This window comes from Nocardia brasiliensis (genome assembly GCF_042691675.1).
In the GTDB taxonomy this organism is placed as follows: Bacteria; Actinomycetota; Actinomycetes; order Mycobacteriales; family Mycobacteriaceae; genus Nocardia; species Nocardia brasiliensis_D.
The window spans coordinates 6685361-6707400 of record NZ_CP170507.1 but is presented as its reverse complement, the minus strand read 5'-3'; the positions used below and the strand labels follow the sequence as shown (position 1 = coordinate 6707400).

17 protein-coding genes are annotated in these 22040 nt (G+C 66.5%); 15 read left to right on the top strand and 2 right to left on the bottom strand.

The features are described 5' to 3' along the window. Positions 1-261: 261 nt before the first annotated feature. On the bottom strand, positions 262-843 hold the full coding sequence (locus tag ACFK0J_RS30805) for a hypothetical protein (RefSeq protein WP_378733230.1): 582 nt from the start codon (positions 841-843) through the stop codon (positions 262-264). 603 nt (positions 844-1446) lie between these two features. Between ACFK0J_RS30805 and ACFK0J_RS30800 the strand changes: the two genes are divergently transcribed. The 13 genes from ACFK0J_RS30800 to ACFK0J_RS30740 are packed head-to-tail and all read left to right on the top strand — an operon-like array spanning position 1447 to position 15393. Then, positions 1447-2487, top strand: a complete 1041-nt coding sequence (locus ACFK0J_RS30800) for a polyprenyl synthetase family protein (RefSeq protein ID WP_378733228.1) — start codon at positions 1447-1449, stop codon at positions 2485-2487. Positions 2488-2502: 15 nt separating this feature from the next. Then, positions 2503-3480 (top strand): prenyltransferase, encoded by a 978-nt coding sequence (locus tag ACFK0J_RS30795; protein WP_378743160.1) that lies wholly within the window; start codon positions 2503-2505, stop codon positions 3478-3480. Between the two features lie 41 nt (positions 3481-3521). Continuing rightward, complete coding sequence (locus ACFK0J_RS30790; RefSeq protein WP_378733227.1) at positions 3522-4313, top strand: hypothetical protein; 792 nt, start codon at positions 3522-3524, stop codon at positions 4311-4313. Continuing rightward, positions 4313-5428: a 3-dehydroquinate synthase II gene (locus ACFK0J_RS30785; protein WP_378733226.1), complete on the top strand. Its 1116-nt coding sequence runs from the start codon at positions 4313-4315 to the stop codon at positions 5426-5428. Before ACFK0J_RS30790 ends, ACFK0J_RS30785 begins: the two co-directional genes overlap by 1 nt. A 20-nt stretch (positions 5429-5448) precedes the next feature. After that, on the top strand, positions 5449-6450 hold the full coding sequence (gene mvk, locus ACFK0J_RS30780) for a mevalonate kinase (protein ID WP_378733225.1): 1002 nt from the start codon (positions 5449-5451) through the stop codon (positions 6448-6450). 26 nt (positions 6451-6476) lie between these two features. Next, positions 6477-7484: a diphosphomevalonate decarboxylase gene (mvaD, locus tag ACFK0J_RS30775; protein ID WP_378733224.1), complete on the top strand. Its 1008-nt coding sequence runs from the start codon at positions 6477-6479 to the stop codon at positions 7482-7484. Then, on the top strand, positions 7481-8605 hold the full coding sequence (locus ACFK0J_RS30770) for a phosphomevalonate kinase (protein ID WP_378733223.1): 1125 nt from the start codon (positions 7481-7483) through the stop codon (positions 8603-8605). Before mvaD ends, ACFK0J_RS30770 begins: the two co-directional genes overlap by 4 nt. Next, the gene (fni, locus tag ACFK0J_RS30765) at positions 8580-9659 is read left to right on the top strand and encodes a type 2 isopentenyl-diphosphate Delta-isomerase (RefSeq protein WP_378733222.1); all 1080 of its coding nucleotides are present in this window, start codon (positions 8580-8582) and stop codon (positions 9657-9659) included. The genes ACFK0J_RS30770 and fni overlap by 26 nt, the downstream gene beginning before the upstream one ends. A gap of 30 nt (positions 9660-9689) precedes the next feature. Continuing rightward, positions 9690-10769 (top strand): hydroxymethylglutaryl-CoA reductase, encoded by a 1080-nt coding sequence (locus tag ACFK0J_RS30760; protein ID WP_378733220.1) that lies wholly within the window; start codon positions 9690-9692, stop codon positions 10767-10769. 11 nt (positions 10770-10780) lie between these two features. After that, entirely contained in the window at positions 10781-11968 is a 1188-nt protein-coding gene (locus ACFK0J_RS30755; RefSeq protein WP_378743158.1) for a hydroxymethylglutaryl-CoA synthase, read from the top strand. Beyond that, entirely contained in the window at positions 11965-12960 is a 996-nt protein-coding gene (locus ACFK0J_RS30750) for a 3-oxoacyl-ACP synthase III family protein (RefSeq protein ID WP_378733219.1), read from the top strand. Before ACFK0J_RS30755 ends, ACFK0J_RS30750 begins: the two co-directional genes overlap by 4 nt. 10 nt (positions 12961-12970) lie before the next feature. After that, complete coding sequence (locus ACFK0J_RS30745) at positions 12971-14590, top strand: class I adenylate-forming enzyme family protein (RefSeq protein WP_378733218.1); 1620 nt, start codon at positions 12971-12973, stop codon at positions 14588-14590. 35 nt (positions 14591-14625) lie between these two features. Then, positions 14626-15393: a hypothetical protein gene (locus tag ACFK0J_RS30740; RefSeq protein ID WP_378733217.1), complete on the top strand. Its 768-nt coding sequence runs from the start codon at positions 14626-14628 to the stop codon at positions 15391-15393. Here the strand turns inward: ACFK0J_RS30740 and ACFK0J_RS30735 are convergent. Beyond that, positions 15323-16297 (bottom strand): sigma-70 family RNA polymerase sigma factor, encoded by a 975-nt coding sequence (locus ACFK0J_RS30735; RefSeq protein WP_378733216.1) that lies wholly within the window; start codon positions 16295-16297, stop codon positions 15323-15325. The two genes, ACFK0J_RS30740 and ACFK0J_RS30735, sit on opposite strands and share 71 nt — an antisense overlap. Positions 16298-16370: 73 nt before the next feature. Here ACFK0J_RS30735 and ACFK0J_RS30730 point away from each other — a divergent pair, with 73 nt between their 5' ends. Both ACFK0J_RS30730 and ACFK0J_RS30725 read left to right on the top strand, forming a co-directional pair. Further along, positions 16371-18581, top strand: a complete 2211-nt coding sequence (locus tag ACFK0J_RS30730) for an MMPL family transporter (protein WP_378733215.1) — start codon at positions 16371-16373, stop codon at positions 18579-18581. Between the two features lie 114 nt (positions 18582-18695). Continuing rightward, a complete protein-coding gene (locus tag ACFK0J_RS30725; protein ID WP_378733214.1) occupies positions 18696-22040 on the top strand; it encodes an FAD/NAD(P)-binding protein in 3345 nt (1114 codons plus the stop codon).

Genomic DNA, 22040 nt, shown 5'->3' with positions numbered 1-22040 from the left:
GCAGGGGTCTTTGCCGCCGAGCTTTTCGGTGAGCTCGGTGTCGGCGCCTACGATGCGGGTGCCGCGCTCGACCTCGGACTCGCTAGCGGGAAACCCTTGCGGCGCTTGCTCGTTCCATGATGACTGCCTTTGATCGATGGGCTGGACCGCGTGCAACTAGCATCCGCTCCGCGCGGTCGGCAGCTCCATTTTCCGCAGCCGTCCGACCGGGTTCGACGCCCGCCCGGCATCGATAACCCGCCGCACCCGCTGCCGAAATCGTCAAGCAGCACCGGTTTCTCGATCGTGATTCTGCCCGCGCTTGCGCCGTCCCTGAGCGACCTGGAGCAGTTCGGCGACGTCGAACTCCGCGCGTTGGGGTGTGCCGTAGCGGGTGATCTTGCCGCGCCGAACCCATTGGCGGATGGTGTCTTCGGAGACGCCGACAGTGAGCGCGGCAACGTGCGTGGTGACGGTGCGCGGCGGGCGGGTCGGCCGATCCGCGGCTCGACCGCGCTGCTCCAGCACCACCGATTCGTCGACGCTGAGTCGGTGGCCCGCTGTGCACAGTATCTCCGGGCGACCCGCACTGTCGTTGCCGTCGAGTTGCACGCTCAGCGTGCCGGTGCACTCGGCGACCGGGCACTGCCGGGTGTTGCGCTTGACGTTGGCCGCCACGAAGTCGACCGCCCGCTGCCCGGCCAGCACGGCCTCGTCCAGCTCATCGGCGAAATCGGCGCCCGCGAAGTGCCCGGCGAGCCAGATCAGGTGGTTGCCGATGAAGTGCGCGAGGTTCTGGATGGTTCGCTCCGGCCGGGCAAGCAGTGAGCGCTCGTCCACTACCAGGTCGGCCCACGATGCCAATACACTCTGAAGCTGCAGCCGCGCCTCCAGCGCGGACTCCCGTAGCGGGAGATCGTTGTCTCGACCACCCCGGATCCGCTCCGGCAATGCCGCCCGGGGCGCAGGCAGTAACGCATGCCGACAAGCGTCATACAGCGAAGGTGCGGACGCTATATTCCGCCGCGCTGTCTCAAAACATTTCCGGCATATTTTCAATCCTGGCAAACTCATGGCATTCCTAATGCCATGTCGTTGCGAACTGCAATCAAATACTACCCCGGCCATCGAGTCACCCCCGTAGCGTTTGCAGATGATTTGCGCGCTCCCCGACGAGCCTGCGCGATCACAACCATATCAAGTATGTCGGCTCGGATGTCGATGTGATGGGGGTCACATCCCGAAGGTGTTGGGTTCTGATCCCGCCATCTGTCATGCTTGAGGAGCAGCAGTGCTGCCCTGGTGCAGGTCGCACTATCCTTCTTCCCATCTGAGCTACAAGAGTGGCTGCCCCAGTTTTCCGGGGCTTCCGTGCCGTGCGCGGATGATGTAGCCGGGGAATAGTGCATCTCATTATCAGGCGGCCATCCCGTCTAAGTGGATATGGGTGACATGGTGACCGTTCACATGACAAGCTCGCGCGATTCGGTGCGGCAGACCCGAACTCGGATACTGGAGCAGGCGGAACAAGTAATTGATAAATTCCTGGTCAATGAGCACGACCGCTGGTCCGCGCTCGGCGCCAACGCGGCGATACCGGTCGATGCAATAGCGGACCTCATCCGGGCCGGCGGTAAGCGTATTAGGCCCGCATTCTGCGTCAGTGGTTATCTGGCCGCGGGTGGTGAACCCGAAGACCCCGCGATCATTTCCGCGGCAATAGCGCTGGAGATGTTGCATACCTGCGCACTGATTCATGATGACGTGATGGACGCGTCGGTGCGCAGGCGCGGTGCGCCGACCGTGCACGCCGAACATGCCGCTGTGCATCGTGACAACCACTGGCAAGGGGAGTCGCGCCGGTACGGGGAAAGTGTGGCGATCCTGGCCGGCGATCTCGCGCTCATCTATGCCGACGATTTCATGGCCGCGGCGGCGCCGACGGTGAACCGGGCCTGGGGTGAACTACGTGCCGAGCTGATCATCGGTCAGCATCTCGATGTCATTGCCGCGGCCGAGTTCGCTTGCGACCCGGAACTGTCCAGGCAGATCGCGGTGGTCAAGTCGGGGCACTACACCATTCACCGTCCGCTGGTGATCGGCGCGATCATCGCGGGACGGCCCGAGTTGGCCGCCGCCTTCCGTACCTATGGCGTCGCCATCGGCGAGGCCTTCCAGCTCCGCGACGACCTGCTCGACATCTTCAGCGACACCGAGACCACCGGCAAGCCCGCGGGCCTCGATGTCGAACAGCACAAGATGACTTTGCTGGTGTCGCTGGCGATGCAGCGTGATCCCGCGGTGCGCGAGCTGGTGACGAGCCCGTCCGCGAGTTCGGCGCGATTGGGCGAGCTCCTGCTCGACTCCGGTATTCGGGACGAGGTGGAAACGCATATCGCCCAACTGGTCGACAAAGGCTGTACGGCGATTTCCGACCTGCCACTGGAGCCGAACTGGTCCGACGAACTGGTCGATATGGCGCATGCGGTTGTCTACCGCAACAAATGATTCGGGGTGATCGACATGTCGGATGTATCGGTCGCCGCCGTACGTCCAGCGAGTGGCGGACACTCCGTCCGTGAAACAGTTCTCGGATTCGTACGACTGTCCAAGGTAGCGGTCTTTCAGCATTATTTCGGCTGGGCCCTCGCCTGGTTGTTATCGAGCACTAGCGCGCGCGACCGTCCTGGCGCAACTCTGGCCATGATCGCGTTTTTGATCGGTTCGATCGGAATAGTTGCGGCCACGTGCGCTCTCGACGATATCGTCGGATTCCGCAACGGCAGCGACGCGATAAACTATCAGCACGGCGAAACCAAGAGAGACATACGTCGGAAGCCGCTGCTGAGTGGCGTGATTTCCGAAAGTCAGGCCATAGTATTCGTGGTGGCAGCAATCGCGGTTGCTGTTCTAGCCGGGATAGCCGCATTCTGGGCGCTGGATTGGCATGCGCCGCTGGCAGCATATGTCCTGTATTCAGCTGGACTGATACTCAGCCTGCAATATTCGGCAGGGCTACGTGTCAGTTATTACCAGGGCGGTGGCGAACTACTGCTCTTCGCGGCGACCGCGTGCGGTCTGTACGCACCCTTCCTCGCCGTGGCACAGGAGTGGACCAGCGCTGCCGTCCTGCAGGGCGTGCTGCTCGGACTGTGGATGGTCATGGTGAGCAGCTACTCCAACGTCAACGACATCACCGGCGACCGCCGCGTCGGCCGGAAGACCATGGCGACCGTGGCGAGTGACGCGACGATCGCCACCACCATGGTCTTGCTGGTGATCGGATCCGTGGCGGCGACGGTCTGGCTGGTGGCAGGCACCGGATTTCCGTGGTGGACCTTGCTCACGATGCTGCCCGCGACCGCGTTGCATGTGAGTCAGCTGTATGTGGGCCCGCTCCGCAGGCAATGGTTGCAGGCCCGGCGGCTGGGCATGATCGCCTACAACCTGGGCTTTCTCGGCGTCGGTATTCCCACGTTCTACCTGTTCGTCACCGCCTGATCGCGGCGCGTAGACGTAATTCACCCAGTTAGGGAGGAAAAGTGAGCAATGGAAAGCACCGCCGGATGCGGCGGTTGTTCGGGGCAGACGGTAAGACCTTCTTGATCGCCGTCGATCACTCGCTCACCACGGGCACCACCGGTGGGTTGTCCGACATGGGCTCGGTGCTGCGCGCCGTCGTGCGCGGCGGCGCCGACGGCGTCGTCGCGCACCGCGGTTCGGCGACCCGGGAGATGCCGGTGCAGCGCGAAACGGCGCTGATCGTTCATCTTTCGGGCAGCACCGCACTCAGTGCGCACCCCGAGCTCAAGACCAGAGTGTGCGATCCGGAGACGGCGGTGGCGCTCGGCGCCGACGCGGTGTCGGTACACATCACCCTCGGCGCCGGTTCGGTAGAAGACCGGGCCGCGCTCGCCGACCTGTCCCGCGTCGCGAAGTCTTGCGATGCGCTCGGGCTGCCGCTGCTGACCATGACCTACGTCCTTACCGCCGATCGGGATCGCGGCCGTTCGGTCATCCACGCCGCCCGCGTCGCCGCGGAACTGGGCGCCGACATCGTGAAGGCGGCACATCCGGGCGACGAGCACCTCGCCGAGCTGGCGTCCCAGGTCGATGTTCCGGTCGTGATCGCGGGCGGACAGCTGGACGTGCCGTGGGACGAGTTCCTGAGCTCGGCCAAGAACGCGATGGGTGCGGGTCTGGCCGGATTCTGTGTCGGCAGGCAGGTATTCGGCAGCGCGGATCCCGAACGAGCTACCGCGCAATTGAAATCAATCGTGCACGGAGCGGACGCCACCGTCCTCCCGGAGTACGCGGCGATGGGAAGAAAGTGATGAACGAGATGACGACGGAACTCTGGGCAGACGTCAGCGGCCTTTCCACCGCCGACACCCCGGCCGCACTGGCCCACGCGCGAAATTCCGAGATCACCACGCTGGTGCTGCGCCAGGCGCAGTTGGCCGACTGGGAGCCGCTGGAGCGAATCCGGATCGCTGTGGTCGGCAACGCATCCGAGCTGGCGCTGCTCGATGACCAGCGGGTCGGTGTGCTGATCGCCGAGTCGCCCGCCGAACTCGACGGCGTCCGCGCCGCCGCACTGGGCCGTCCGCTCGGCGTGCGCTGCGAGATCGCCGATGCCGCGGGCATGAACCTCGCCGCCGAGATGAGCGGCAAGGTGGACGTGGTGATCGCGGCCTTCGTCGACGAGACCAACATTCCGCTCGAACTATTGCTGGCGAGCGCGCAGGGCACCACGACAAAGGTGTTCAAGGAGTTGCTGTCCAGCGCGGAAGCGGTGAGTGTCGCAGGCGTGCTGGAGAGCGGCCCGGCCGGTCTCGTGGTGCGAGCCGATCATCTGAGCGATCTGGACCGAGTGGCGCAAGCGCTGCGAGCCGGCCGGGAGGACCGCAAGGAACTGGTCCCGCTGGAGGTGTACCGCGCCGAGCCGGTCGGCATGGGCTACCGCGGATGTATCGACACCACCACCCTTTTCGGTGAGGACGAGGGCATGATCGTCGGCTCGACCTCGGCGGGCGGCATTCTGGTGTGCGCGGAGGTGCACTATCTGCCCTACATGAACCTGCGGCCGTTCCGGGTGAATGCCGGTGCGGTGCACTCCTACGTCTTCGGCACCGAGCGGACCGCGTACATCACCGACCTCGCCGCGGGCGAGCGCTCGCACGCGGTGTCGGCGAACGGTCGTTTCCGCGAAGTGTCGGTCGGCCGGGTGAAGGTCGAACTGCGACCGCTGCGGCTGATCGCGGCACGGCACGGTGACGTCGAGGTCAATGTGTTCCTGCAAGACGATTGGCACGTGCGGGTGATGAGCGCGGAAGGCAAGCCGCTCAACCTGACCGATGTCCGGCCCGGCACCAAACTCCTCGGGCACATCGTGGAGCCGGGCAGGCACGTGGGAATCAAGGTCGCCGAACAGATCAGTGAATTCTGACCCGCAACCGGAGAAGTCAAGTGAATGCTTCCGTAGTAGGTGAGGGGCGCGCACACGCCAAATCGATTCTGTGCGGTGAGCATGCGGTCGTCTACGGCGCTCCGGCAGTGGCGATTCCGATGCGTCAGGTGCCGGTGACCGTGTGGGCACGGCGGTCCGGCGGGCCGGGCGGTCAGGTGAGTCTGGTGAATGTCGCACCGGGCCAGTCGAATACCGCGGGCAGGCGAGTGGACGAGACGCCCGCGGCCGCTCGACTGTGGGACCGTTCGCGAGAAGCGGATTCCGGATTGCACGATCTGGTCGCCGCGTTCTTCCGCACCAGCGGAATCCCGGCATGCGGCATCGACCTGAGTGTCGATTGCGCGATCCCGCCGGGCCGTGGACTGGGGTCGAGCGCCGCCTGTGGACGCGCGGTGGTGCTCGCCCTCGCGTCCCTGTTCGACCGAAATGTCGACGCGGACACCGTCTTCGACTTGGTGCAGACCGCGGAGCGGGTGGCTCACGGCTCGCCGAGCGGGGTCGACACCGTGGCCACCGGCTCGCCGGTCCCGATCTGGTTCCAGAGCGGGGTGACCAAGGAACTGAGCGTCGGGCTGGACGGTGTTTTCGTCATCGCCGACAGCGGCGTGCCCGGCGAGACCAAGGCAGCGGTGGACATGCTGCGTGCTCGGTTCGAGGCGGACCCCGCGTCCCGTACTCGATTTCTGCGGCGCTCGTCGGTGATCACGGCCAGCGCCGTGGAGGATCTCACCCTCGGCCGGGCCGGCGAGCTCGGTCGTCGGCTGACCGAGAATCACGAGTTGCTCGGCGAATTCGGGCTCAGCACAGCCGATCTGGACCGGTTGGTCGCCGCGGCACTCGACGCCGGATGCCTCGGCGGCAAGCTCAGCGGTGGGGGACTGGGCGGCTGCGTTGTCGTGCTGGCGGGCAGTCCGGAACACGCCGAACGCGCGACGGCGGCGTTGCGCGCGGCCGGCGCCACCGCGTCCTGGTCCGTGCCTACCGGACGTTTCGCGAACTGACCTGTCCGACGGACGAAGGAGCACACATGACCGTCGATTCGGCGGTGACCGCGATCGCGCACCCGAATATCGCGTTGGTCAAATACTGGGGCAAACGCGATGAGGAATACATCCTGCCGCATACCGACAGCCTGTCGGTGACCTTGGATATCTATCCGACGACAACGACGGTCCGCTTGGACACCGCGCTCGACCGCGACCAGGTGACCGTCAACAGCGCACCGGCGACCGGCGAAATGCTGACCAGGATCCGGACCTTCCTCGACCTGGTGCGGCGGATGTCGGGGCGGGCGGAGTATCTGCGTGTCGATACGACGAATACCGTGCCGACCGGAGCGGGACTGGCGTCCTCGGCGAGCGGATTCGCCGCGCTGGCCATGGCGGCCGCGGCCGCGTACGGGCTCGACCTGAACCCCACCGGCCTGTCCAGGCTGGCGCGGCGTGGGTCGGGTTCGGCCTGCCGATCCATCTTCGGCGGCTTCGCTTTGTGGCACGCCGGTACCGGAATCGGCGAAGAGGGTGACCTGAGCTCCTACGCCGACCCGATCGACGCCGGTGCGCTCGACCTCGCCCTGGTGGTCGCCGTCGTCGATGCCGCGCCGAAGGAGATATCGAGTCGCGCGGCGATGCGCCGCACCATCGAGACTTCGCCGCTCTACGCGCCATGGGCGGAGTCCAGTCACCAGGACCTGGCCGATATGCGCGCGGCGATCACCCGCGGCGATCTAGAGGCGGTCGGTGAAATAGCCGAACGCAACGCCCTCGGCATGCACGCGACAATGCTGGCGGCACGGCCCGCGGTCCGCTATCTGTCCCCGGCGTCACTACGGGTACTCGACTGCGTCGGGCAATTACGCCGGACCGGTATCGGCGCCTTCGCCACGATGGACGCGGGCCCGAATGTGAAGGTCCTCTGCGGAGGCGGGCACGCCGATCGAGTGGCCGACGCATTGCGTTCGCTCAGCGACACCCGCTCGGTGGTCACCGCGCGTCCCGGTCCCGGCGCCCGGCTGCTCGACGGAGCTGCGCGATGATCACCTGTAGCGCCCCGGGGAAGCTGTTCGTGGTCGGTGAGTACGCGGTGGTGGAGCCGGGACGCTTGGCGATCCTGGTCGCAGTGGACCGGCGGGTGTCGGTCACGGTGTCACCGGGCGAGCTGGCCGGGCGGGTCGCGGTCACGTCCGATTTGTTTTCGGGCACAGTCGAATTCGTCCGAGTGGATGCGCGACTTGTTCCGTGCGTGGACGATTCGGGGCCTGCGCCGCGATTGAACCATGTGGTGTCCGCGATCGAGACTGTCGAGCGGCTCGTCGTGGAACGCGGTTTGCCGGTTCGCCCGTTGACCCTGGACATCACCAGTGAGCTCCACGAGGACGGCACGAAATTCGGCCTCGGTTCGAGTGGCGCCGTTACCGTGGCGACCATTTCGGCCGTCGGCGCCTGCTACGGACTGGACCTGACGCCAGAGCAGCGCTACCGGCTCGCCATGCTGGCCACTGCCCGGATCGGCGCGCGCGCGTCGGGCGGAGACCTCGCGGCCAGCGTATGGGGCGGCTGGATCGCCTATAGCGCGCCCGATCGGACCGACATTCTCGGGATGGCCGAGCGGCTCGGTATCGACCGGACCATACACGCGGAATGGCCTGGATTTTCGATCAAGCGACTACAGCCGCCTGCCGATCTCACCTTCGAGGTGGGCTGGACCGGTGTACCCGCCGCCACCGACACATTGGTGGCGGGGTTGGCCGAGCGCAACCGGAACAATGCCTCCTTCTACCGGTCGTTCTTGTGGCGCAGCGACGAATGCGTGCGCACCTGCATAGCGGCGCTACGCGACGGCGAAAACCGGGAGTTCCTCCGGCAGATTCGCCGATTCCGGGACCTGCTGCAGACCGCCGACGGCATCACCCGCATCGGCATCTTCACCCCGCGGATGACCACCCTGTGCGACACGGTCGAGCAGGTCGGTGGGGCGGCCAAGCCGTCGGGAGCCGGTGGCGGGGACTGCGGCATCGCCTTTCTCGACCACACCGCACACCATCAGCTCGAAACCCTGCGGGCGCGGTGGCGTGCGGCAGGCATCCGCCCGCTCTCGATCCGTGTCCCGGCTGTGGAAAAGGAGGTCCGCGATGATGATCGGCAACCGCAAGGATGATCACGTGCGCCTTGCCGTCGAGCAGTTACACGGCAAGGACGCGAGCAACGAGTTCGACGACGTGACGTTCGTGCACCACGCATTGGCCGGGATTGATCGCTCGGACGTCTCGCTGAATACGACCTTCGGTGGAATCCACTGGCGGGCACCGCTTTACATCAACGCGATGACCGGCGGCAGCGCGGGCACCGGCCGCATCAATCGGGACCTCGCGATCGCGGCACGGGAGACCGGGGTCGCCGTCGCCACCGGATCGTTGAGCGCCTACCTGGCCGACGAATCCGTGGCCGATACCTATCGGGTCATGCGCGAGGAGAATCCGGACGGATTCATCATGGCGAACATCAACGCCACCACCTCCGTCGACAATGCCCGTCGCGCCATTGATCTGTTGCGGGCGGACGCGTTGCAGATCCACCTCAACGTGATCCAGGAAACCGTGATGCCGGAGGGCGATCGGTCGTTCTCCACCTGGTTCCGGCAGATCGAGCGGATCACGGCGGCGGTCGATATCCCGGTGATCGTCAAGGAGGTCGGGTTCGGCCTCAGTCGTGAGACCGTGCTGTCGCTGCGTCAGGTGGGCGTCGCGGCGGCCGACGTCGGCGGGCGCGGCGGCACCAATTTCGCGATCATCGAGAACGGCCGCCGCGATACCGCGGACTATTCCTTCCTCGACGGCTGGGGCCAATCGACGGCCGCGTGCCTGCTGGACTGCGGGCGCATCCCCGATATACCGGTGCTGGCCTCCGGTGGAATTCGGCACCCGCTCGATATCGTGCGCAGTCTCGCGCTGGGCGCCGCGGCCGTCGGCGCCTCGGGGCGATTGCTCGGCACGCTCGTCGAGCAGGGACCGGCCGCGTTGGTGGCCCGGCTCAACACCTGGCTCGACCAACTCGCCGCAGTGATGACCGTCCTCGGGGCGCGTACCCCGGCGGAGTGCGCGCACTGCGATGTCCTGGTCACCGGAAATCTCCGCTCGTTCTGCGAAGCCAGAGAAATAGACCTGCACGGTCTGGCAACGCGCCGCGCTTCGGTGTCCCGGGCAGCGTCGTAGCTCGGTCACGCGCCGGGCGAATGTTGATCATTGTCGAAGTTGGAAAGTGGGTACTTCGTGGCCGAATATCTGACCTCTGCCGAAATTCCGATGAAATGGGTTGGGCCGATCAGGATTTCGGGCAATATCGCCCGAACCGAGACCAGTGTTCCGCTCGCCACCTTCGAGACCCCACTGTGGCCGTCCGTACAGCGCGGGGCGAAGGTTTCCATGATGGTCGATTCGGGGATCGTCGCCGTCCTGGTCGACGAGCGGATGACCCGCTCGATACTCATCGAAGCCCTCGACGCCGAAGTGGCGCATTCAGCTGTGCGACAAGTCGATTCGATGTTCGAAGAACTACGTCGGGTCGTCGCGGACGGCAGCCGGTTCACCGACCTGGTCGGTGTCCGGCACGAGCAGGTCGGGAACCTGATCTTCCTCCGATTCGAGTTCACCACCGGCGACGCGTCCGGCCACAATATGGCGACGCTGGCCGCCGATCGGCTGATGACGCACATTCTGCAAACCGTCCCCGGTGTTTCCTACGGTTCGATCTCCGGAAACTACTGCACCGACAAGAAGGCGACCGCGGTCAACGGAATCCTCGGCCGCGGCAAGAACGTCGTCACCGAGCTGCTGATACCGCGGCACATCGTCGCGGACGTGCTGCACACCACCGCGAAGAAGATCGCCGACCTCAATGTCCGCAAGAACATGGTCGGCACGATATTGGCGGGCGGGATCCGTTCCGCGAACGCGCATTACGCGAACATGCTGCTCGGGTTCTACCTGGCGACCGGGCAGGACGCGGCGAACATCGTCGAAGGGTCGCAGGGGATCACCTATGCCGAGGATCGCGACGGCGACCTCTATTTCTCCTGCACCCTGCCCAATCTCATCGTCGGCAGCATCGGCAACGGAAAGGGACTCGACTTCGTCGACGACAACCTCGGGCGGCTGGGTTGCCGGCCCGGACCGGAAACGGGCGCCGGCGCCCGTCGGCTCGCGGTGATCGCCGCCGCGACCGTGCTGTGCGGCGAACTGTCGCTGCTGGCGGCGCAGACGAACCCCGGTGAACTCATGCGGGCGCACGTGCAGTTCGAACGTGAGCCCGCAGTTCGACACTGATGGAGCAAATGATGAATCACACTCGCGCGGTCGGTATCCACGACTTGTCCTTCGCGACATCGCATTACCAGATGAATCACAGTGAGCTGGCCCGGAAATACGGTGTAGACCTCGACAAATACCGCATAGGTATCGGGCAGAGTTCGATGAGCGTCACCGCTGCCGACGAGGACATCGTCACCATGGCGGCGGAGGCGGCCAAACCGATTGTCGACCGGCACGGCGCGGCCGATATCCGCACCGTGTTGCTCGCCACCGAAACGGGCGTCGACCAAGCCAAATCAGCTGGCGTCTACGTGCATTCGCTGCTCGGCCTGCCGTCTTCGGCCCGGGTCGTCGAGTTGAAGCAGGCCTGCTACGGCGCGACCGCGGCGCTACAATTCGCGGCGGCGCTGGTGCACCGGGAGCCCTCGCAGCGGGTCCTGGTGATCGCGACCGATATCGCCAAATACGAGCTCGGTTCGCCCGGCGAGGCGACCCAGGGGGCGGCCGCCGCGGCAATGCTGGTCGCCGCCGATCCCGCGATCCTGCGGATCGAGTCGCCATCGGGTTTGTTCGCCGCCGACATCATGGACTTCTGGCGGCCGAACTACCGGTCCACCGCGCTGGTCGACGGCAAAACGTCGATCACCGCGTATCTGCAAGCGGTGGAAGGTGCCTGGAAGGACTACGTCGAGCAAGGTGGCCGCCCGGCCGCCGAATTCGCCGCGTTCTGCTATCACCAGCCGTTCACGAAAATGGCGTCGAAGGCGCATCGGCATCTGGCCGAATGCTCGAATCTGGACGGCGCCGCCCACGAAATTCTCGGGGCCGTGCACAACACCACCATCTACAACCGGTCGATCGGCAACAGCTACACCGCCTCGCTCTACCTCGGATTGGCGTCGCTGCTCGACCACAGCCGTGATCTGGCCGACCAGCACATCGCGCTGTTCAGCTACGGGTCCGGCAGCGTGGCCGAATTCTTCGGCGCGACGGTGGTGCCCGGCTACGGCGCGCATCTGCGGACCGCCGCGCACCGCAGGGCGATCGAGCGTCGCACGCCGATCGACTACGCGCACTACCGCGCCCTGCACGAGCGGACCATTCCGGTCGACGGCGGTGACTACGAGCTCCCCGAGGAGGGTTCCGGCCCGTACCGGCTCGCCGCGGTATCCGGGCACAAACGGATCTATGAGCCGAGGATGCCGCGGAGATGACGGCGGTCGAACCCATGCCGCGGATCGGGGTGCTCGGGACCGGGGCCTACGTCCCGGACCGCATCGTCACGAATACCACGGTGGCTGCCGCCGCGGGCGTCGACGATGCCTGGATCCGCCGCAAGACGACCATCCGGGAACGCCGCTGGGCGGACCCGGAGCAAGCGACCTCCGATCTGGCCGCCGAGGCCGGGCGCAGGGCACTCGCGGCCGCCGGGATCACGGCGGCCGATCTGTCCACCATCGTGGTAGCGACCTCGACCCCCGATCGTCCGCAGCCACCGACCGCGGCCTACGTGCAACACCTGTTGGGCGCGAACGCGGCGGCCTTCGATATCAACGCCGTGTGCAGCGGCTTCGTCTTCGCGTCGGCGGTCGCGCATCCGCTCGTCCGTGCCTCGGGCGGATACGGACTGGTGATCGGGGCGGACGTGTATTCGCGCATTCTCGATCCGCGCGATCGCAAGACCGTCGTCCTGTTCGGCGACGGCGCCGGTGCCGTCGTGCTCGGTCCGGTGTCCGGCGGGGGCATCCGCGAGTGCCGGCTGCACACCTTCGGGCAGCTGTCGGAACTGATTTCGGTGCCTGCCGGTGGATCTCGGCTGCCGTCTTCGCCGCACACCCACGCCGCCGGATTGCAGCACTTCACCATGGACGGCCGCGGTGTCCGCGAATTCGTGGAGACGACCCTGCCGGAGCTGGTCAAGCAATTCCTCTACGACTGCAATGTGTCGCCGCACGAGATCGGACATGTCGTGCCGCACCAGGCGAACGGCGTGATGCTGGACGACACCATTCCCGAATTGGGTCTGCACACCGCGCACGTGCACCGCACGGTCGGCGAGTACGGCAACACCGGCGCCGCATCCATTCCCATCACGCTCGATCGGGCCGCGGCCGGCGGTGCGCTACGCACCGGCGACCTGATCCTGCTCATCGGATTCGGCGGTGGCATGTCGGTGGGATTGGCGCTCATCGAATGGTCGTCATAGGAGGACGAGTATGACCAGGCTCAAATACTCACACATCAATATCGGTCTGCTGTTCGACTGGCATGCGGACCGAGCCGGACAAACCATCGTGCATGTCGATCGGCCCGCCGATATCGCGCCGGATCTCGGCACCGCGTTCGACGCGAATACGTTGGCGGCGACCGTGCGTGACCTTGCGAGTGCGTTGTACGCGGCGGGCGCGCGGCACGGCGACAAGGTCGTCATCGTCAAGGACAACCATTTCGACAGCGTGCTGGTTGCCGCGGGCGCGGCGCGGATCGGTGCGCTGCCGGTGCTGATCTCACCGTTCGTGCCGCTGCCGCTGCTGCCGGTGATGATCGCCAAGGCGGCGCCGCGGCTGGTGATCGCCGGAACGACCCTGCTGGCCGCCGCGGTTGCGTCCTCGGTCGAGCTCGCACCTGCCGAGACCCCGATCGTCACCGTGGGCGAACCCCGCGATGATCTGCCGGACAACGCGGTGCCGCTCGACGAATTCCGCGGTGCGGCGGCGGTGTCCGCGCGGCCGACCGCCAATGCCGAGCCGATGATCGTGACGCACACCTCCGGCACCACCGGCGTGCCGAAATTCGTCGTGCACAGCGCCGATACCGCGATCCATTCGCTGCCGCCGCGGCTGGAACGATTCCCGTTGCCGTTCATGACATCTCGGCGCGACGATATCGTCGCCGCCGCCATTCCCTTCTTCCACATCCGGGCGTTCCTGTGGACCGCCTCGCAACTCGCGGTCGGCCCGCGCGCCATGGTGGCGCTCTCGGATCCGGCACCCACCGAGGTGGCGAAGGCATTGGCGGCTTTTCGTCCCACGCACGTGGAAACGTTGCCGAATGTCTTTCAGCTCTGGGAGGAGCTGGCCGACCGGCAGCCGGAGCTTTTCGCCCGAACGCGGCTGTTCACCAGCACTTTCGACGCGGTGCACACCCGAACGGTGCGCAAGTTCCTCAACGCGTCGCAGCGCAGGTTCCCGGTATGGGCCTGGGCGCTGGCGCAGTCGGAGATTCACGCGATGGTCGGCGGGATCGTCACCCGGCCGATGGTCAACGGCCGCCGACGGGAACGCTCGGATCTGACCACGGTCGGATTCCCGCCGATGGTCCGCGCCCGCGTCGTCGATCCGGTGACGGGACAAAAGGTGCCGCACGGCACGCCGGGTTTGCTGATGATCTCCGCGAAGGGCCGGTGCCTCACCTATTTAGGGGAAGACGAGCGGCACCGATCGAAGGTCGACGGCAACTGGTGGAACAGCGGTGACATGGCGGTATCCCTCGGATTCGGACGATATCGAATGGTCGACCGCGAAGTCGACATGATTCCCGGCATGAGCTGTATCGAATTGGAAAGCACGCTGCTGGATCGATTGGCGAATGCGACGGAAATCGTGGTGCTGGCGATTCCCGGGAATCTGCCGCTGCCGGTGGTCTGCATGCGTGACGACCGACTCGAGCCCGCCGAATGGGCCGCGGCGACGCACGGGCTGCCCGCCATGCAACAGCCGCGAGTGGTGCCATGGGACCAGGTCCCGCGCACCGGCACCTGGAAAGTCCAGCGGGCCGAGCTGCGCGCGCGACTCGTCGGCACCGCCGCGGGCATCGGCAGCGGTAACTGGATCTGATAAACGCTGGATCTGTCACAGAAAGGCTGGCTCTCGTGTGGTTTCCGCCCTACCTCATCGATCTTCCGACCGTCGCTCCCGTGGTGTTGCCACCGCGGGACTTCCACAGCATCGGGTTCTATTCCATCGTCACCGGACTCGCGGTGTGCTGGCTCATCGCCTACGGGCTGGCGATCCATCGCGGCTTCGTGGACAAGCGGGTCGGTATACCGGCGGCCTTCGTCTGCGCGAATATCGCCTGGGAATTCATGCATTCGCTGGTCATCCAACAGGATGCCGAACTGCGACCATTCTATTTGGCCTGGGCGCTGGTCGATATCCTCATCCTGTATCAGGTGCTCAAATGGGGCAACAGGGACTTCCCGTCGATGTCTCGGCGGGCGTTCCGTGGCATGGTCGCCGCCATCATTGCCTATGCGGCGGCGCTGACCCTGTTGATGACCTACGAGTTCAAGGACCCGATCGGTCTGTATGACGGTGCCGGACTGAATATCTTGCTCAGCACGAGCTTCATTCTCATGCTGCGCAGCCGCGGCTCCTCGGCCGGGCAGTCGATGTACATCGCGCTGTTCAAATGGGCGGGAACCGCGCTCGGCGCGCTCAACACCATCATCGTCTTCCCGGAACGGCGACTGCTGCTCTTCCTCTTCGCGACGGTGTCGATTCTCGACTTCTGCTACATGACCATGCTGTACCGGCAGATCCGGCGCGAGGGCGCGAATCCGTGGCAGTTCAATCGCCCGCCGGTACCGGATACTCCGGTACGCACACCGGTGCGGCCTGCGGTCGTCCCGGCCGGGTAGCGGCCACCCCGCGGAGTTTGTCCGGGCTGACGATGTTGTAGATGGCCCGGACGAACCCGTCTTCCGGCCGGATGTCGAGCACGACCACGGCATAGGGCGCGGCACCCCGATAGAGCACGGCGGCGGGCCCGCCGTTGACCTCGACGAAGGCGGCGTCGAGTCCGTCGGCCAGGCCGGTGACCGCGTTGAGCAACCGAATCACCTTGTCCCGGCCGGTGATCACCCGGCGGGCCGTGCCGGGCAATCCGCCGCCATCGGTCCACATCGCCACATCGGGGGCCAGTACTTCCAGGAGGGCATTGAGGTCACCGCCGATGGCCGCGGTGAGAAATCGTTCGGTGACCGCGCGCCAGGTTTCCCGATCCACCTGGTAGCGGCCCCGCTGCTGCCGGACGTGCTGCCTGGCCCGGTGCGCCACCTGGCGGACCGAGACCGGGGTGCGCCCGATGAGGTCGGCGATTTCGGGATGGCTGTAGCCGAAGGCGTCCTTCAGCACGAAAACGGCGCGCTCCAGCGGCGTCAACGTCTCCAGGACAACCATCATCGCCAGCGACACCGACTCCGATCGCAACGCCTGCTCCGACGCGTCGGCCTCGGTGAGCATCGGATCGGGCAGCCATGGCCCGGGGTAGATGGACCGGTCGCGGCGCAGTCTGGCCAGCCGGGCCAGCGCGTCGTTGATCGCGATCCGGACCAGGTAGGCCCGCGGATTCGCGACCTCGGCCCGCCCCGGCGCCGCCGCCCACGCCAGCCAGGTCTCCTGCAACACGTCTTCGGTGTCGGCGACGGAGCCCAGGACGTTGTAGACAAGGGCATAGAGCAAGTCACGATGCGTGTCGAACTCCGCGGACGCTGCTTCCATCGGCGTGGTGGACGGTGCGATCTTCCTTGTGACGGGCCCCACAACGCCATGATGTCACACTCGCGGCCGCTCAAATCTCCTACAGATGTCCCGGACCCACGAAGAGAGGGAAACAATGTTGGAACGGCTCGCGGCGTTGACCGTACGCCGCCCATGGCGGTGTCTTGTTCTTGCCATCCTGCTCGTTGTCCTCGGTGGCGTGGCGAGCGCGGCGGTCTTCGGGAAGCTGTCGGCCGGTGGCTTCACCGTCGCCGACTCCGAATCCGCCCAAGCCGCCGAACTTCTGCAGACCGAATTCAAGCAGCAGGCCCCCAACCTGACCCTGCTGGTCACCGCGCCGGATGGGGTGGACTCGCCCGCCGCGGCCGCCGATGGCGAGGCGCTGGCCAAGAAGCTGGCCGCCGAACCCGGCGTCACCGACGTCAGCTCGTATTGGACAGCCGGGCGGGCACCGCAATTGCGCGGCGAGGACGGCCAGCGGGCCCTGGTCCTCGGTGCCATCTCCGGCGACGACACCACCGTCGAAAAGCGCATCAAAACGCTGCAACCCGAATATCAGGGCGAATTCGGCAGCCTGCGGGTGCAGGTCGGTGGCAACGCGGTATTGCAACACGAGATGGTGGTGCAGGGGCAGGAGGACGCCACGAAGGGGGAGGCGCTGGTCTTTCCGGTCACCCTCGTGCTGCTCGTCCTGTTCTTCGGCAGCGTTGTCGCGGCATTGATTCCGCTGGCGGTCGCGCTGGTGGCGATGATGATCTGCTTCGGGGTGATGTGGCTGCTGGCGAGCGTTTCGTCGTTGTCGTCCTTGGCGATCAGCATCGTCACCTTGCTCGGCTTGGGTCTGGCGATCGACTACAGCCTGCTGTTCGTCAACCGGTATCGGGAGGAACTGGCGGCGGGCCGCGACATCCCCGATGCCATCCGGATCACCATGGGATCCGCGGGGCGTACCGTCATCTTCTCCGCGTTCACGGTGGCCATCGCGTTGGCCGGGTTGATCTGGTTTCCGCTGGAGGCGATCAGGTCGATGGGATATGCGGGCATCGCGACCGCACTGATCGCCGGGGCCACGTCCGTCACGGTATTGCCCGCGCTGCTCACGGTTTTGGGGCCACGCGTCGACAAGTGGCGGGTACGTCGGCGCACCGCGACGCCGTCCATGGAGACGGCCGACGGGTTCTGGCACCGGCTGGCGACGACGGTCATGCGTCGTCCGGTCCCCATCGCGACAGTGGTGATCATCTTCCTGTTGCTGCTCGGAGCGCCCGCGCTCGGGATGAAGCTGGGCATGCCCGATGAACGGATCATGCCGGAGAGCTCGTCCGCCCGGCAGGTCGCCGACGTCATCCGTAGCGATTTCGACACCAGCGGTCAGAATGCGCTGCTTGTCGTGCTGCCGGAGGCGCCGTCGGATCGTCAGGCTGTCGCCGACTACGCGGCCGCCCTGTCCGCCTTGCCGAATGTCGCTCAGGTGCAGACCGTGACCGGCTCCTATCGGTCGGGCACACAGCAGGCCGCCGCGGGTCCGCAGGACGCGCGGTTCGCCACCGATTCCGCGGTGTATCTCACCGTGCTGCCGACCCCGGCGGGCGTGGACGAGTCCGACGCGCTGGTCACGCAGGTGCGGGAGACGCAGGCACCGTTCGAGACGATGCTCACCGGTGTGGCGGCGACCAATCAGGACAGCACAAACACCATCATCGACCGGCTGCCCTACGCCCTCGGTTCGATCGCCGTGGTCATGGTGGTGTTGCTGTTCATGGTGACCGGCAGTGTCCTGGTGCCGTTCCTGTCGCTGCTGCTCAGCCTGCTGAGCCTGACCGCGACGTTCGGTGCGCTCGTCTGGATCTTCCAGGACGGTCACCTCTCCGGCCTGCTCGGGTTCACCGCGACCGGCACGTTGTCCCCGACGGTCCCCACGCTGCTGTTCGGACTCTCGTTCGGCTTGGCCATGGACTATCAGGTGTTCCTGCTGGCGCGCATCCGAGAGGAGTACGACCAGACCGGTGACGGCACCGCCGCGGTGGCGATCGGGCTGGAACGCATCGGCCGGATCGTGACCGCCGCGGCCGTGACCATCGCCGTGGTGTTCCTCGCCTTCATTATTTCCGGGATCTCGATGTCGAAGGCGTTCGGCATCGGACTTCCGCTGGCCGTGCTGATGGACGCGACCTTGATTCGTGGCGCGCTGCTGCCCGCGACCATGCGGCTGTTCGGCAAGGCGACCTGGTGGGCGCCCTTGTGGCTGCGGCGGATCTACGAAGGTGCGGCGCTGCACCGTTCGGTCGAGGAACCACTCGACAAGAAACCTGTCGCCGCCGGCTGATCCGGCACCACGCAACGGGCGGTCCGCACCTGCGGGCCGCCCGTTTCGCGTGCGCCGGGCACCGCCGCGCGCGGGCTACCCATCGCCATTTCTGCGAGAACCCAAGGAGGGGAAATGTCGAAGGGGGACAACAGCGAGACCCTGCGGATCGCGATAGTCGGCGTCGGGCCGCGTGGCCTGAATGTCTTCGAACGGATCTGCGCCAACGTGCGCGACGACCGGAATGCCCCCGGCCTCGAGGTCTTCCTCATCGATTCGACCCGGGTCGGCTCCGGCGCGGTCTGGCGCACCGACCAGTCCCCGCTGCTGCTGATGAATACCGTTGCGGCACAGATCACCATCTTCACCGACGACACCGTGCAGATGGAGGGCCCGGTGGTGCTCGGGCCGAGCCTGTTCGAGTGGGCGGATTTCCTGGTCAAGATCGGAAACTTCGCGGGCCTGCCCGAGCCGATGTACGAGGAGGTCCGCCGGATCGGGCCGAACACCTATCCCACCCGGGCGTTGTACGGCCACTACCTGCGCTGGGCCTACGAACGAACCCGCGACCGGTATGCGCCGTGGGTACGCGCACACGAACTCACCGCCACCGTCACCGACCTGCGGGACGATTCGACGGGACTCCAAGAGTTGGCGTTGGACACCGGCGATCGGCTGTGCGGCGTGCATGCCGTCGTGCTGACCCAGGGACATCTGCCCCTCACCCGACCGACCGACGCCGGATCGCTGCCCGTGACGGCTCGACGTCTCGGACTGAACTACATCGCACCCGCCAATGCCGCCGATGTCGACCTGGACAGCGTTCTCGAACGGGAGCCGGTCCTCATCCGAGGACTGGGTCTCACCTTCTTCGACTACATGGCCTTGCTGACGGTCGGCCGCGACGGCTGCTTCAAGGAATCCAAAGGGGCGCTGGAATACATCCCCTCCGGCCGGGAACCGCTGATCGTGGCCGGTTGCCGCCGCGGTGTGCCGCACCATGCCCGGGGCGCCAACGAGAAGGGGATCGCCGGGCGGCATGTCCCCGTCCTGCTCGATGCCGAGCGGATCGCCCAATTGCGGCTGCGCGCGGACCGATTCGGCGACGTCGACTTCCGGCGGGACGTTTGGCCGCTGATTTCCCGCGAGGTGGAGTCGGTCTACTACACCGCGCTGATCGCCGATCGGATCAGCCCGCGCGAGCTGCGCTGCTTCCGGGACCGGTACTTCGCCGCCGCCACCGATCGCGAGGCGGACGAAGTACTCGACGACTTCCTGGTGGCCGAGCAGGACAGATGGAATTGGACCGCCGTCACCGATCCGACCGCCGGTCGCCGGTTCGCCGACCCCGCCGACTTCCAGAACTGGTTGCTCGACTATCTCGACGCCGACCTGCGCCATGCCGAGCTCGGCAATGTGCGCGACCCGGTCAAGGCCGCCCTGGACGTGCTGCGAGATCTGCGTAACGAGGTCAGGCAGGTGGTGGACCACGGCGGTATCACCGGCCGGTCCTATCGCGACGACCTCGACCGGTGGTACACGCCGATGAATGCGTTCCTGTCCATCGGCCCGCCCGCGCGTCGGATAGCGGAACTCGCGGCGTTGATCAGAGCGGGCACCGTCCGAATCCTCGGTCCCGGCATGCATGTTCGGGTCGACGAGGACCGCGGCTGCTTCGTCGCGCAAGCCGCGCTGGTGGACCACTCCGCCACCACCGCACGGGTCCTCATCGATGCCTGGCTGCCGTACCCGGACCTGCACGGCACCGAGGATCCACTGCTGCGCAACCTGTTACGCCGCAATGACGTGCGCGGTTACACGATGGGTAACCCGGACGGCAGCACGTATCGGACCGGCGGGCTGGCGGTGGATCAGGATTCGCATGCCGTGCTGGACGGGGTCGGCCGAATTCATCCGCGGCGCTACGCATTCGGGGTGCCCACCGAAGCCGTGCGCTGGGTCACCGCGGCGGGCCCACGGCCCGGCGTCAACTCGGTGACCCTGTCCGATGGCGACCAGATCGCGAGGGCGATCCTTGCCGCACACCGGAAGACGCGGGTGGACAACTCTCTCGAAAGGACCGATTCCATGACGATAGACAAGGGACTGCTCGCACCGGTTCGGGTCGGCGTTCCAGTGGAGAGCCTGGTGACCGACGACGCCTGGGTCGAGGCCATGCTCGACGTCGAGCTCGGCCTGTCCCGCGCCCAGGCCCGGCTCGGCATCATCCCCGACAGTGCCGCGGACAGCGTGGCGGCGGCGATACGCACGCATCGGTTCGACACCAGGGCCATCGCGGAGGCCGCCCGCGGCGCCGCGAATCCGGTGGTGGCGCTGGTCGAGCTGCTGTACCGCGCCGTGGCCGACATCGACCCGGCCAGTGCCGATTACGTCCACTACGGCTCGACCAGCCAGGACATCCTGGACACCGCGACGATGCTGATCGCCGCCCGCGCTTTGACCGCCATCACGGGCGACCTGGCCGATACGCTGGACTCCCTCGGCCGCCTCGCCCGCAGGCACCGGGACACCCCGATCGCCGCGCGGACGCTGGGCATGCACGCCGTACCGACGACATTCGGCGCCAAGGTGGCGGGCTGGATGCAGGGCCTGACGCACGCCCGCGATCGGGTGAATCGGGTGCTGGCCGCCGGACTGCCGGTCCAGTTGGGCGGGGCGGCAGGGACATTCGCGTCCTACGTGGAATGCGCGCGGGCCGGGAGCTCGGAACTGGCCGCGGCTCCGGCCGAGCAGATCTTCGAGCGGCTGACCGCCGAGTTCGCGGCCGAGCTGTCGCTCACGGCCGGACCAACGCCCTGGCACACCATCCGCACCCCGATCGCCGATCTGGGTGGCGCGCTGGCCACCGTTTCGGGTGCGCTCGGCAAATTCGCCGTCGACGTGATCTCGCAGTCTCGCACCGAAGTCGTCGAGCTGTGCGAACCGACCGCGCCGGGCCGCGGCGAGTCCTCCGCGATGCCGCAGAAGCGAAATCCCGCCCTCAGCACCATGATCCGGGCCGCGGCATTGCAGGTGCCCGGCCTGACATCGACCTTGTTCGGCACGCTGCTCGCGGAGGACGAGCGACCGGCAGGCGCCTGGCATGCCGAATGGCAGCCGCTGCGTGACTGTTTGCTCTTGGTCGGCGGCGCCGCACACACCGCGGCGGAGCTGGCGGCCGGACTGACCGCCGACGCCGACCGGATGCGGGAGAACCTGACGATCACCAAGGGACAACTGGTGTCGGAGCGGCTGTCGATCCGGTTGACCCCGTTGCTCGGTAAGACCGCGGCCAAGAAGACATTGCAGGCCGCGGCCTTCGAGGCGCACGCCAGCGGCCGCGCCCTCGCCGATGTGCTCACCGAGGACGTCGAGGTCCGCGCCCACGTCACCCGGGACGAGATCATCGAACTGCTGCGCCCGGAGAACTACCTCGGCGCAGCGCCTGCTCTCGTGGACCAGGCGCTGCGCCGACTGTGA